At 59.7% G+C, this 11767-nt stretch carries 15 protein-coding genes; 9 read left to right on the top strand and 6 right to left on the bottom strand.

Features of this window, described 5'->3' with window-relative positions:
• Window positions 1-210: 210 nt before the first annotated feature.
• A complete protein-coding gene (locus ACZYOF_RS38770) occupies window positions 211-1287 on the top strand; it encodes a hypothetical protein (RefSeq protein ID WP_463719039.1) in 1077 nt (358 codons plus the stop codon).
• 544 nt (window positions 1288-1831) lie between these two features.
• Here ACZYOF_RS38770 and ACZYOF_RS38765 read toward each other — a convergent pair.
• On the bottom strand, window positions 1832-2029 hold the full coding sequence (locus ACZYOF_RS38765) for a hypothetical protein (protein ID WP_463719038.1): 198 nt from the start codon (window positions 2027-2029) through the stop codon (window positions 1832-1834).
• Between the two features lie 10 nt (window positions 2030-2039).
• Here ACZYOF_RS38765 and ACZYOF_RS38760 point away from each other — a divergent pair, with 10 nt between their 5' ends.
• Window positions 2040-2399, top strand: a complete 360-nt coding sequence (locus ACZYOF_RS38760) for a winged helix-turn-helix transcriptional regulator (protein WP_463719037.1) — start codon at window positions 2040-2042, stop codon at window positions 2397-2399.
• Between the two features lie 98 nt (window positions 2400-2497).
• On the opposite strand, the gene ACZYOF_RS38755 is transcribed toward ACZYOF_RS38760, so the two are convergent.
• The 3 genes from ACZYOF_RS38755 to ACZYOF_RS38745 all read right to left on the bottom strand — a co-directional run bounded on the left by ACZYOF_RS38755 (window position 2498) and on the right by ACZYOF_RS38745 (window position 4262).
• Window positions 2498-2827, bottom strand: coding sequence for an Atu4866 domain-containing protein (locus tag ACZYOF_RS38755; protein WP_463719040.1), 330 nt, complete (start codon window positions 2825-2827; stop codon window positions 2498-2500).
• Between the two features lie 90 nt (window positions 2828-2917).
• The gene (locus tag ACZYOF_RS38750; protein ID WP_463719036.1) at window positions 2918-3448 is read right to left on the bottom strand and encodes a nuclear transport factor 2 family protein; all 531 of its coding nucleotides are present in this window, start codon (window positions 3446-3448) and stop codon (window positions 2918-2920) included.
• A 91-nt stretch (window positions 3449-3539) separates the two neighbouring features.
• A complete protein-coding gene (locus ACZYOF_RS38745; protein WP_463719035.1) occupies window positions 3540-4262 on the bottom strand; it encodes an SDR family oxidoreductase in 723 nt (240 codons plus the stop codon).
• Window positions 4263-4359: 97 nt separating this feature from the next.
• Here ACZYOF_RS38745 and ACZYOF_RS38740 point away from each other — a divergent pair, with 97 nt between their 5' ends.
• From ACZYOF_RS38740 to ACZYOF_RS38730, 3 genes are all read left to right on the top strand, one after another.
• A complete protein-coding gene (locus tag ACZYOF_RS38740; RefSeq protein ID WP_463719034.1) occupies window positions 4360-5247 on the top strand; it encodes a LysR family transcriptional regulator in 888 nt (295 codons plus the stop codon).
• Window positions 5248-5433: 186 nt separating this feature from the next.
• A complete protein-coding gene (locus ACZYOF_RS38735; RefSeq protein ID WP_463719033.1) occupies window positions 5434-6381 on the top strand; it encodes an AraC family transcriptional regulator in 948 nt (315 codons plus the stop codon).
• 388 nt (window positions 6382-6769) lie between these two features.
• Window positions 6770-7594, top strand: coding sequence for a fumarylacetoacetate hydrolase family protein (locus tag ACZYOF_RS38730; RefSeq protein WP_463719032.1), 825 nt, complete (start codon window positions 6770-6772; stop codon window positions 7592-7594).
• Between the two features lie 141 nt (window positions 7595-7735).
• On the opposite strand, the gene ACZYOF_RS38725 is transcribed toward ACZYOF_RS38730, so the two are convergent.
• Window positions 7736-8689 (bottom strand): GlxA family transcriptional regulator, encoded by a 954-nt coding sequence (locus ACZYOF_RS38725; protein ID WP_463719031.1) that lies wholly within the window; start codon window positions 8687-8689, stop codon window positions 7736-7738.
• 102 nt (window positions 8690-8791) lie between these two features.
• On the opposite strand from ACZYOF_RS38725, the gene ACZYOF_RS38720 reads away from it, so the two are divergent.
• From ACZYOF_RS38720 to ACZYOF_RS38710, 3 genes are all read left to right on the top strand, one after another.
• The gene (locus ACZYOF_RS38720; protein ID WP_463719030.1) at window positions 8792-9085 is read left to right on the top strand and encodes a hypothetical protein; all 294 of its coding nucleotides are present in this window, start codon (window positions 8792-8794) and stop codon (window positions 9083-9085) included.
• Window positions 9086-9105: 20 nt separating this feature from the next.
• A complete protein-coding gene (locus ACZYOF_RS38715) occupies window positions 9106-9468 on the top strand; it encodes an NmrA family NAD(P)-binding protein (RefSeq protein ID WP_463719029.1) in 363 nt (120 codons plus the stop codon).
• 84 nt (window positions 9469-9552) lie between these two features.
• Window positions 9553-9951 carry a hypothetical protein gene (locus ACZYOF_RS38710; protein WP_463719028.1) on the top strand — a complete coding sequence of 133 codons (399 nt, stop codon included), beginning with the start codon at window positions 9553-9555 and terminating at the stop codon, window positions 9949-9951.
• A gap of 133 nt (window positions 9952-10084) precedes the next feature.
• Here ACZYOF_RS38710 and ACZYOF_RS38705 read toward each other — a convergent pair whose 3' ends face one another.
• Window positions 10085-10630, bottom strand: coding sequence for a CAP domain-containing protein (locus ACZYOF_RS38705; RefSeq protein ID WP_463719027.1), 546 nt, complete (start codon window positions 10628-10630; stop codon window positions 10085-10087).
• Between the two features lie 431 nt (window positions 10631-11061).
• Here ACZYOF_RS38705 and ACZYOF_RS38700 point away from each other — a divergent pair, with 431 nt between their 5' ends.
• A complete protein-coding gene (locus ACZYOF_RS38700) occupies window positions 11062-11235 on the top strand; it encodes a hypothetical protein (protein ID WP_282526432.1) in 174 nt (57 codons plus the stop codon).
• Window positions 11236-11767 lie beyond the last annotated feature (532 nt).

Raw genomic sequence — 11767 nt, 5'->3', positions numbered from 1 at the left:
AAGCCTTCGTGGTAACGCTTGTCATGGCGTGGTCTCCAGCCCGGCGCGTCAACGCCGGGTGATTCGAGGTTGATCACCCCGGAGACTACGCCACTTTCAATTCCAACCGCTTTTCGGACGGCACCCCTGCTTACTCGGGTTGCAGTGCTTGAGTCTGAATGTTCGCGCCTCAAAATCACTCGCGATGACCTACAAACTAGAGTCACTCAGTTGGAGGATGAACTCAAACTGTGCTGGCTGCGTCACCGCCCTCGCGAGCATTCGGCGTCTGTCATTGCAACATCGGGACAGTCGCAACACCGTTCGAGCACGGATTTCATAGAGCGCATCATCCGGTCCTATCGCGCCGCGATAGCCACGGGAGATAAAGGATCCCCGACTTCGATGTGGGAGGGTCCTCTCGCCGAGATAAAACACAAGGAACATTCGACCTTATTAGACGGCGACGTCAACGTCGTCGGCGAGATGCTGCACAACCCAACTCATTCAATGTTGTGCTACGGTTTCGACGAACTAATGTTGTTTGTAGAAGGCAGAACGGACCCGGCCTCTGCACTGGTTAAGACGTCAGAATGGCTCTACGACAACCTACGCAGGCTCGCCGAATCCGTTGGTGCGATCCGTCTCGCGAACCCAGAGAACTATGGTCACCACAGCGACCTGGATCCAGGTATTGAAAATATCCTTTCGAAGCTAGACGATCATTTCAGTGTACGCGTGGCCTTCCCTAATCCTTATGCCGGCGAGGTAGGTCTATCCACATCACGCGGCATTGTGAGTTACCGGACTATTCAGGCGATCTATCAAGCATGGCGTGCGGTCAACCTCGCGACAACTCCTCGGGTACTGGAGATAGGCCCCGGCCTCGGTCGTACAGCGTTTTATCTCAAGCTGTTCGGGGTTGGGAATTACGTTGGAATAGACATCCCGCTGTCGAATGTTGCACAAGCCCATTTCCTCGGAACTACGCTAGGCGAGAGTACCGTTCGCCTCCATGGTGAAAAACGCGACGGATTTCAAATCGTACCAGATAGAGTCCTCACCGAGTTGGAGGGGCATTTCGATGTTGTGCTTAATGCAGACTCGCTCACTGAAATCGACCGCGCAACTGCAACAACGTATTGGCGTTTCATTGAGAAGCGATGCGGCGTCTTTTTATCGATCAATCACGAAGGCAATCCGTTTACCGTTCGTGATCTCTACAGTGGCAACACATTGCGAGTTGAGCGATACCCGTACTGGATGCGTCGCGGTTACGTTGAAGAAGTCGTGAGGTTTAAAGCATAGCGTCAACGAAGAGAGCGCCAGAAGAAGTACTCGCGATGACATCATAGGCCTTCACGAGAGGATTCGGCGAGAATGGTTTTGAACCAGGACGCCGCCGAGACGTGGTTCGAGGAGAATGATCCCGAAGGCGTTGCATTCTGTCGGCAATATCGCCGGCCCGCTTCATGTCCCGTCCCGCTCAAAGCGGGTCAATTGCGCCGATAGAGCGACGACGAGAGTTGCTGTATCGTTGCCTGCCATGGTGTGCGCCTAATTCGGCTGCCCGCTCGGCTTTTCAGCTTGCAGGAACGAAAGTTTCGCTGGATCCGCTTCTGGTGCGCGCTCTTGGCCTCGAAGAATGTTCTGAAGGAGCGCACGGACACTGCGTGAGCATCCCTGATCCACTGCTCGAGCAGTTCCCGGGAAAAACAGTTCATGTCGATCAGCTCATTCAGTCGAGGCCGAACGTATAGCTCGAACGGTTGGATCGCGCTGGCGTTGCCGATGTTCTTTACGAACTGGTCTAGCCAGGCGTTGCCCCAATTTCTCCGCATCGGCTCTGGGGTCAATATCCGTGTTGCGCGGTCGCCGTGCCGACGCCGTTGCCGGTGCCGTGGTCGATATTATCGACCGAACTTGCGCCGTTGGTGTAGCGCGCAATTTCAAATGTCACCCCCTCCCGCGAACTGAAATCACAGCCGAATGCCGCCGATCGGCCTGGATTGCTCGTCCGGCCATTCCGGACGCCGATACCGCCGCCCATAGACGGCCTCGTGATACCGCCGGGGATAGACCATCGTCGGGTCTTGCACTGCCAGATTGTCACTCTGCTGACGTGGGCCTGCGGCCTAGCCCTCTGTGGTCCGAACCGTTACGGCGAGTTGAAGCGGGCCGTCCGTGGCGTCAGCGACAAGGTGCTGATCCAGCAACTGAAGGAACTGGAGGCCGACGATGTCGTCAAACGGACCGACTATAAGGAAGTCCCGCCGCGCGTGGATTATGCGCTCACCCCGCTTGGCCGCAGCCTCGCTGAAGCGCTCGTGCCGCTGTGCACTTGGGGAAGCGAGAACATGGCCGAGGTCTCGCGCATCTTCGCCGAGCGCGATGCCCGGCGGAATGGCAAAGCTTCGTAGCCGGCAGCCACACGATCTCGCAATTGTGCCCTAAAGGCTTAAACGGACGACCGCTTTCGGGATCGTCGTGAGCGTTGCGCAACGGATGAGCCCCTGCGTTACCGGCGATAGAGGATCATCCCGGCGTGATGCAGAACATCGTCGATGAATTCGCCGTCAGCGGTGAAGCCAGTATCATCCCAATATTCGATGTGCGTGCCGGTCACTTCGTAACGCCCCTCGTAGGCACGCTCGCGCGTCCCTCGCGCTTCAACGTAGCGGCCGTTCGGCAGAAGTTCGTGACGGATGTGGCCGTTCTGCGTAACCCAGAGGCCGACATAGGGGTGGTGATTGGCTTTCAATTCTGTTTCCTCGGCCCGCGCGGGTGCGATCAGGAGCGTTGTCGCGATCATGGCTGCAAAGGCGCGCTGCATGGCCGAACTCCTCATTTCATACGTGTGTGTTGAGTTGGGACCGGGCGGCCGCTCCGCGTCGGAGGACACGAAGCGACTGGCCCAGGCGAGGTTCATTATGGCCGCCTATTGCTGGCGCGGCTCGTTGTTGTCGACGACCTGCTGATAGGCGACGAGATCGAGAAAGGCTTCAGCCTCGACGACAGACCCGTCCTTCATCTTGAAGATCCACACGAACCGATTGCGGTACGGCGCTCCCGAGGTCGTGGTGGCCGAAGCGTCGAAGCGGATGATGACCCTGTCGCCTCTGGCCCAGATGTGGTGCACGACAGGCTTGAGCGGAGTCGCGAGACGGCTCACGAGGGGGACCGAGGCACGGTCGACGAAATCCTTGAGGCCGCGATAGGTGCCGGCGACGGGGCCGGAGCCATGGATTGTCCATGTCACATCGGGGGCCAGGAGGTCAGCAAAGACGTTGCCGCCCGCAGTCCATCCCTCGAAAGCCTTACGCACGGTGGCTTCATTCCGCGCCTCGATGTTGGAATCCGGCGTGGGGGAATTGGCCTGGGCGACGCCCGTGGTCGCTATGAATGTCAGGAGGATCAGGAGCGCGCGGGTGCGGTCCGCAAGTCGGTCGATCGAAGTTGCAAAGGTCATGGCCTCTTTCCTGTCGTTAAGGGGCGAGCAAGGGGGCGAACGGGGCCATCAGCACAGGATTGCCCCCGATCGAGGATCGGCTCGTCCGGCATCAGTTGCTCGATGCGGTCGGTCGGATGGTAATTTCGGTTGTGTCCACGCTCGGCGGAGCCTCGATCAGTTGCCGGACGGCGCGCGCGATGTCGGCGGGCTGAAGCGCGATCGCCCGATAGCGCTCCATCACAGCCACGGTCTCCGCATGGGTGATGGTCGAGGCGAGTTCACTCTCCACGACGCCGGGGTTGACGCAGGTGACGCGGATGTTCGCGCTCTCCTGACGCAGGCCGTCCGAGATCGCGCGAACCGCGAACTTCGTTGCGCAATAAACGGCGGCCGTCGGCACGACCGCGAGCGCGCCGATGGAGCCGATATTGATGATCTGGCCGCTGCCCTGCGCCTCCATGATCGGCAAGACAGCGCCTATGCCCCAGAGCACGCCCTTGATGTTGACATCGACCATGCGCTCCCATTCGTCCAGCTTGCCGGCGGCAAGCGGCGAGAGCGGCATCACGCCTGCATTGTTTATGAGAACGTCGATGCGCCCCCACTCTTCCATCGCCGCCTGAGCGAAGCCGGTCATGGAATGGCGGTCGGTCACGTCGAGCAGCCGGGTTTGGGCGATCCCGCCGGCTCCTGTGATGTTACCGGCGATGGCTTCGATGCGGTTCAGCCGGCGGGCGCCCAGCAGCACCTTTGCGCCGGCCCCGCCAAGCTCTCTGGCGATGCCCTCGCCGATCCCGCTGGAGGCGCCGGTGATTAGAATAACCTTGTCCATATCGTGCTCCCTGCTTGCATTCGGAGCCAAGATGGACGTTCGTCGCTGTTGCTGGTATCTATCCAGTGTTTGACTGGATGGTTAGCGGCGCTGGACAATGAAGATTGACCTCAACCTGCTGCCGCTCTTCCTCGCCGTCGCGGAAGAACACAACTTCCGTGCTGCCGCCGATCGCCTGGGCGTGACCCGTTCGGCTGTCAGCCAGGGAGTGCGGCGGCTTGAAGATGCCTTTGGCACGAGCCTCGTCACGCGCACGACCCGCTCGGCGCGCCTGACGGAAGCTGGGGAGCGTCTGCGCGAGGCACTGTCCCAACCCATCTCGGATATCGCCACGGCGCTTGACGACGTGGCCGCAGAGAATGCGCCACGCGGGCTGCTGCGCATCGCCGTCACCTCGATTGCCGAGCGGTTCCTTTCGGGCCCCCTCATCGCATCCTTCGCCGCGGCTCATCCTGGTGTCACGATCGATGTCACGGTCACGGACGAAGAGTTCGATATCGTCGCCGCCGGCTACGATGCGGGCGTCAGGTTGGGCGAAGTGATCGAGCAAGACATGATCGCGGTTCCCCTGACAGGCGATCAGCGCGAAGCAGTCGTGGCAGCTCCCGCCTATCTCGCAGCCCACGGCGCGCCGACGCATCCACGCGAACTGGTCCATCATCGCTGCATCGGCTGGCGCCCTGCGCCGCACGTCGCGCCCTACCGCTGGGAGTTTGAAGAGAACGGCATTCCCTTCGACCTGGCGGTCGAACCCCAGATCACCACGAACGACTTGCGCTTGATGCTTCGTGCGGCACTCTGCGGGGCGGGTATTACCTTTGCGACGGAGGAAACCTTCCATCCATTCGTGAAGACGGGCGAACTCGTCCCGCTACTAGAAGAATTCCTACCGCCGTTTCCCGGCTTTTTTCTCTACTTCCCTCAGCGTCGCAACATGGCGCCCAAAATGCGCGCTTTGATCGAGCATGTGCGGCAGTGGCGATAGCGGCGTGTCCCGCAGCCACCTGGTCGCGCGGCGGCCGAAGAAGATCTCCGCCTGTTCGGAAACTGCCGTGCGAACTTGATATCCAAGAAGTCAGTGCAACGGATATGATTAAAAGTCGACGTCGATGCTGTACGGAAATCACGAAGCGAAAAGACGGCTACGCTAGGTGCATGTCCGAGGATTAGAATGCATCCGACAGATCCGCCCGTTGCTGGAGCGCGACTCGATCCTCCTGTAGCCATGTTCAGTGGCCCGGGCCATCAGGATACTTTGTGGTCCGATGTGAAAGGAAGTGTCGCCCACTCAAAGATGATCAGATGGGCGGGCGGAACTGCGGCGACTCACGCGATCATAAAGGTCTCAGGCGCGGCCGAAGTCCGAACGCGTTTGTTGGAGCTGCATTTCTCGTGGAATTCTGGCGTTGCCGAAGCCGAAGCCAAATCGGGCAAGCGGTTTTGGGCTTACAAAAATAGACCGCGCTATGGCCTCGTATTGCCGCCCGGAACGGGCGTGGAATTCAGTATCCAAGAGAAATCGAACTACCGCTTTCTCGCAATGGAGTTTGAACCCGCCTATCTCCTGAGAGTTGCTGAACTCGGGCATCTCAGTACGCTGGAGTTTATCGAGACCTGGGAGTATGACGACCACCTCAGCTGGAATCTGGCAGAGGCTATCTTCGAAGAGTGTGAGAGCGAAGCACGACAAGGTCTTCTCTATTCGGAGACTGCAGTCACATTGCTCGCTCTGCAGGCCGCCCGTAATCTTTCGAATCATGCGAGCCAAGTAAAGTTGCTTAGGCGCGGTGGGCTTCCGCCAGCGATCCTTCGTCGAGCATGTGAGTACATGGTCAGCCGCTTGAGTGACGACATATCGCTTTCCGAAATCGCAAGTGCGATTGGGCTGTCGCCCGGACACTTTGCATTTGCGTTCAAGCAATCGATGGGAATTGCTCCTCATGCCTGGTTGCGCCGGCACCGGATCGACAAAGGAAAGGCGTTGCTGCGCAACCGCGATCTGAGCGTGTCCGTGATTGCCGCCAGCGTTGGCTTCGCCAATCAAAGCTCCTTTGGGGCGGCCTTCCGGAAGGAGACCGGCCAGACGCCGACCACCTGGCGGCGGCTGCGTTGGTTGTGATCATCTGCAGCGAGACGATGGTCGACTGATTTTTCTTGATCTGATCTATCGGCACTGCCGGTGACGCATTGCCGATGCGGCAGGCGTCTCTCGCAGCTTCAATGCAATCCATTCCATCGAAAATCACATCTCCGTGGCCTGCCGCACGGTACGCGCGGCTCCTCACACGGCAGAATTCTCGCGCCGGATTTCCTTTCGTCCAAAACGTGGACGTTTCTCATCAGAGCAAGATGAAAGAGCGGCTGTGGCCCGACAGACACTTTCGTCATGAGATGCAAGGTCCATTTCCGAGATGTGGAATGCAAGAGCCACCAGGCCGCGCTCAGGCGAGCGCAGCCGTCAAATATCTCGATGCGTATTGGTGCCATGAAGCAATGGAGAATAGACGATGCAGCAATTTGCCCGTGTACTTACAGACAAGGGTGCCGTTCCCGTAATTATAGAAGGGGATGAGCATCTCGATTTGCGCCCGATCGTGTCCGACATCAACCCGGACGCAATAGCCGGTGGCGCCTTGATCGGAGTAGATACGTCCCGTCTTTCTCCCGTCGTCGGCGACTTCACCTACTTGGCGCCGATCAATGGCATTCGGCAGATCGCGGCGACGGGCTTCAACTACAGGAAGCACATTGAGGAATTCAAGATGAAGCCGCCCACCGAGCCCGAGGTGTTCCTGAAGGCGATCACCTCGCTGACCGGACCGTTCGATCCGATCTTCCGTGGCCCCAATCAGAGCGTAAAGCTCGACTGGGAGGTGGAACTGGCGATCGTGGTTGGGCGCGAGGCGCGGGATATCGTGGTGGCCGAAGCGGCCGACTACATCGTCGGCTACGTCTGTTTGAATGACATCTCTGATCGCGCGACACAGGTCGATGAGGAAGGTCAACAACATCTGGTGCGCGCCAAGTCGCGGCCCAGCTATTCCCCGATAGGGCCATATCTGGCGACCGGCATCGACGGGATGAAGCTCGATGTCTGGACCAAGCTGAACGGGGACTATGAGCAGCGCGGCAACACCAGCGACATGCTGTTTGGGGTCCACGAGATGCTCGCCTATTTCTCGTCTCATATGACATTGCTCCCCGGGGATATCCTGGCGACCGGCACGCCACCTGGCGTCGGCTTTGGCAAGAACCGCTTTATGGCGGTAGGTGACGTGCTGGAATGCGGTATCACCAATCTCGGCGCGCAGCGGCACGAGATCCGGAGCTAAATACTAAATAGGCTCGCCGGTCGTCGTCCCGGCTTGCAAGACCGTCGGCGGCCGCATCCGCCGACGCAGTGTGGTCGGCGCAAGACGCTCCGAGTCAGACCACGGCGCCTCTGTACGGGCCTGGCTCGGGCCAGCCTGCCATCAGCGCAGGTCGGCTCGAAGCTCGCGCACGCCGCGTCCCAGGCGTTCGCGCAGGAGCGTCCGCAACGTCGCTCCGTCGACGTAACCGACCTCGGCCGCGATGGCGTCGAGGTCGAGACCGCTGCCGTGGAGGAGAGATTGCGCGCGCTCGACCCGGAGGTCCTGAAAGTAGGAAAGCGGCGATTTGCCGAGCACTGCTTCGCAGCGACGTTGCAAGGTCCGTGCACTCGTCGCCAGTGCGCTGGCGGCGTCCTGCAGCGAGAACCCTGTCTTGAGATGGTCGCGCGCCCATTTCTCGAAACGCAGAATGAGAGGATCTGCCTGCGCCAAATGATTGGGGATGATGTAGGGCGCTTGCGAGGAGCGTATGTCGGCGAGCAAATAGCGGGAGACGACGGTTGCCAGTTCCGGGCTGGCCTTGCGGATCAGCCAGAGGGCGAGATCGAGGTGCCCCATCGCGGCGCCTGCCGTAACCCCTCTATCTGAGGGCACCAGCATACGGGTCTCGTCGAGCAGGACATTGGGATAGCGTCGCCGGAACAGCGGCGCGAGCCACCAGGTCGTCGTCGCTTCCCGATGATCGAGCAGTCCGGTCTCTGCCAGAAGGAACGTCCCGATGCAGGACGCGCCGATCTGCGCGCCCTCGGCGTGCCATTTCAGCAGTTGCGCCTTGGCCTTCCTTACATCCGCTCGCTCGAGCGCTGGGATCAACTGCTCCGGCATCCCTGTGTTCAGGGCCGGCACGATCACCCAGTCCGGCTTCAAGTCCGGCGTCACGGCCCGCACGGGTACTGCCAGTCCCTGACCGGTCCGGACCTTCTTCCGCACGCCGACGATGGACACGTCGAAATGAGAGGTTCCTCCTGAGAACTTATTGGCCAGCCTGAATGCGTCGAGCATCACCGTGAGCCCGGAGTCGAACAATCCCTCAAGTGCGAGCACCGCGAGGCGCATGGCGTAAATGACTCTAAAGTTGGCATTTACGACAATACCAGTTTCGCGGTCCGCTAGCTAGATTCAACCTCGTTAGAAATCACTCAGACGAGGAGTTCACCCATGAAAGTGCTTGCTATTGGCGCGATCACGAAGCCGCCCACCGACGAACAACGGCAGCAGATCATGCCGAAGGAGGTGCCCGACACCCTCAGGCTCTACCTCGACGGCAAGATCGATCAGTTCTGGTTCCGCAAGGACAAGGTAGGCGTGGTCTTTCTGATGAACGCCGAGTCGGTCGACGAAGCAAAGGCGGCAACGGACCAGCTCCCGCTGACCAGGGGCGGCTTCATGACCTTCGAGCACATCCCCGTAGGCCCGCTCGCTCCGCTGGGCTTCCTGATCCAGGGCAAGTAAGTGCTGGAGGCGCCGTCGATATGACCCCCACCCCCGTCCTCATCGGCGGCGCCACAGGTGCCACCGGAAGCATCGCTGCGAAGCTCTTTCTGGAAAAGGGCTTTCGCGTCCGCGCCCTCGTCCACAACGACGACGAGCGCGCCCACAAGCTCCAAGCCCTCGGCGCAGAGATCTTCGTCGGCGATGTCCTCGACTTCCGCGCCGTCCGGCGCGCGTTCGAGGGCATGAAGCGCGCCTACTTTGCCTATCCCCTCGATGCGATCGCCGAGATGCATCACGACGGGCAGATGGCCGAAACGAACGACGTGGTCGAGAAGATCACCGGCCGCAAGCCGCAATCGGTCGCCGAATTCGTCGAGAAGCATCGGGCGGCCTTTCAATAAGACCGGCCGCGCCACAAGTCTTTGACAAGCGGGCGTCCCCCGAGTTGGACGCAGTCGAACAGAGAAGCGCATGAGGAAAGGACAATGAAAATGACCAAGACGAAAATCACGCTCGCTTCCGGCCTCGCTGCGTTGATCATCTGCCTGACGAGTGTAGGCATCGGACACGCGCAGCTCGCAGCCCCGCCGACGCCCACCACACGAATCCTTGCGATCGGCACCGTGAATCCCGGTGTCGATCTTGCGGCCGTACGCGCGATCTTCCCGACGGAAGTCCGGGAGACCGTGAAGCTTTACTTGGACGGCAAGATTGACCAATGGTATTCGCTTCAGGGACGTGCCGGCGTGGCGTTCATAATAAACGTCACGGATCCCGCAGCCGCCCATGAGATGCTTGAAAAGCTGCCTTTGGGCCAAGCCCATCTCATGAGCTTCGAGTTGATTCCGCTTGGTCCGCTCAACCCCCTTCGTCAGTTGCAATGACAACCGGTTCTCCCAATCACGGAGGTTGGGCAGTTCCGGAGTGCCAACGCTCTGGAGCCGACCAAGCCCCCGGCAAGGGCTCTTGGCAGGAGTTTCCCTCGCTCCACGACTATCCAACATCGATCGTCCTGGATCAGAGGCAGATGCTCAGAATTTTCAGACGACAGGCCTCCACGGCGCGAGATTTGGGCTTGGCAACTGTCGCCTGCTTTGAGCTTTTCGGCGAGTTCTTCGCCACCTTGGGACGTTCATAGTCGCCGGCAATCACCATGGCCCAATAGGTGCGCCCGGTGGTCGAACTCTTGACACTGGCGACGCCAACGCGCGAGGCGTTGTGCAACAGGAGATTTCGTCGATGTCCGGACGAATTGATCCATTGGTCGAGTGTCTTTGGGAAGCTGTCATAGCCGTAGGCGATGTTTTCTGCCGCCCGGCCCGCGCCCGATGGGTGGACGCGCGAGTTGAAGGGGCCGAGGACGTCGTGGTCGAGTTTGTCCTTTGACGCCATCGCCGCGGCTTGCTCGTGCGCAATTCGCGTGAGTGTCGCATCCAGCACCACTCGCCCTTCCCCGTGCTGGGCGCGATAGCCGGAGATCATGGCCGCGGGAGACTCCGCTTGAGCAAGCACTGGGTAACAGCAAGCGGCAAGCCAAAGGCAGAGTGAAACCAGGGATTTCATCGATGTTCCCAAATCAGTCTTCTGGAGCGATAAAGAGATCGGATAAATCCGTAAGTCATTGATTTTGTTATTTCGGACTGCGCTTTACCCCCAACTTGATCTTGGGAACGCGGTGTCGATACGCGCTAAGGCGGGCGCCAGCAAGGCGCTCGCGAAGGCCGTTGAACAGCGGGAGCACCACCCAATCGCCCGGGTCGACCAGTCGCGCCGAGCAGATCGCGCAGTCTCAATCGGGTTGAAGGGCCCCCTTCCCCAAAACAAAAATTGAAAAATATCAATGCATTATCAGGAAAGGATCCTGAATATACGTCCACCGCTGCTTCCGACCAGCTTGCGGCAAGATTTCCGCGCGACACTAAAATTAAGCAAAATGGAACCGTATTTTGCTCAATTGTGTTGGGTTGCATTCACCACTGCGGGAGGCGACTAGAATGACGGATGAGCAGCTAGCTCTTCAGGCCGTTCGTGATGCCCAGGGCATACTTGAAGAATATTTGCAGCCGCGGCCGCGCAATAACGAGCGCGTCATCCTTGATAGATTGGTGGAAGTATTGGAGCGGCCCGACCTTCTTGTCGCCGTCAACCGGATGCAGCGCGGCCTGTAGCCGCGTCGTCGCCCGCCCCTGCGGCCTCACTGGCCTGCGCAAGCGCCAGCCAATCGGCTGCGAGCGTCAGCCAGGCATCTTCGTCCACCGGACAGCGAGCTTCTGCCGCCCGGTCCTTGCATTCCTGGGCTAGCTGACGAAACCGGACCAAATCTTCCCTCATGCCAGAGCTACGCTCCAACTGAGCAAAAGTTGCAGAGGGCCGCTGACGATTAACGATACACCGGACGGTCCCGCCCTATTCCCGCGCCGGGATCAAATAAGTTTTCTTTGGCGTCATACCCTTGTGGCATACGCGTTGCACTTCAATGGGTACTGGGGATTTCAGGGGCCCAGTATGAGACAGGGCGCCGCCGGGACAGTGTATTTCAAGCCCGGCGGCGTACCTTTCTGAGGCATGTTGAACGAGCTATGGCGGAATCTGGGTGATGACGGCCTGAGAAGGGCGGCGTATCGAGGCGGGTAACCAGCCAGCCAGAACCTCACATGGGATGGTTCGTGTCAAGGCCATCAATCGCAATGCATCAGCAGT

The sequence above is a fragment of the Bradyrhizobium sp. LeoA1Lang genome (assembly GCF_055413685.1).
This window is presented reverse-complemented; position numbering and strand designations above follow the sequence as displayed.

What these genes read in the sequence shown, in the direction of transcription:
- ACZYOF_RS38765 (WP_463719038.1), bottom strand. Translation starts at nt 2,029, where the DNA reads ATGGGCGGCGGTATCGGCGTCCGGAATGGCCGGACGAGCAATCCAGGC.
- ACZYOF_RS38755 (WP_463719040.1), bottom strand. Translation starts at nt 2,827, where the DNA reads ATGAGGAGTTCGGCCATGCAGCGCGCCTTTGCAGCCATGATCGCGACA.
- ACZYOF_RS38750 (WP_463719036.1), bottom strand. Translation starts at nt 3,448, where the DNA reads ATGACCTTTGCAACTTCGATCGACCGACTTGCGGACCGCACCCGCGCG.
- ACZYOF_RS38745 (WP_463719035.1), bottom strand. Translation starts at nt 4,262, where the DNA reads ATGGACAAGGTTATTCTAATCACCGGCGCCTCCAGCGGGATCGGCGAG.
- ACZYOF_RS38740 (WP_463719034.1), top strand. Translation starts at nt 4,360, where the DNA reads ATGAAGATTGACCTCAACCTGCTGCCGCTCTTCCTCGCCGTCGCGGAA.
- ACZYOF_RS38735 (WP_463719033.1), top strand. Translation starts at nt 5,434, where the DNA reads ATGCATCCGACAGATCCGCCCGTTGCTGGAGCGCGACTCGATCCTCCT.
- ACZYOF_RS38730 (WP_463719032.1), top strand. Translation starts at nt 6,770, where the DNA reads ATGCAGCAATTTGCCCGTGTACTTACAGACAAGGGTGCCGTTCCCGTA.
- ACZYOF_RS38725 (WP_463719031.1), bottom strand. Translation starts at nt 8,689, where the DNA reads ATGCGCCTCGCGGTGCTCGCACTTGAGGGATTGTTCGACTCCGGGCTC.
- ACZYOF_RS38720 (WP_463719030.1), top strand. Translation starts at nt 8,792, where the DNA reads ATGAAAGTGCTTGCTATTGGCGCGATCACGAAGCCGCCCACCGACGAA.
- ACZYOF_RS38715 (WP_463719029.1), top strand. Translation starts at nt 9,106, where the DNA reads ATGACCCCCACCCCCGTCCTCATCGGCGGCGCCACAGGTGCCACCGGA.
- ACZYOF_RS38710 (WP_463719028.1), top strand. Translation starts at nt 9,553, where the DNA reads ATGAAAATGACCAAGACGAAAATCACGCTCGCTTCCGGCCTCGCTGCG.
- ACZYOF_RS38705 (WP_463719027.1), bottom strand. Translation starts at nt 10,630, where the DNA reads ATGAAATCCCTGGTTTCACTCTGCCTTTGGCTTGCCGCTTGCTGTTAC.
- ACZYOF_RS38700 (WP_282526432.1), top strand. Translation starts at nt 11,062, where the DNA reads ATGACGGATGAGCAGCTAGCTCTTCAGGCCGTTCGTGATGCCCAGGGC.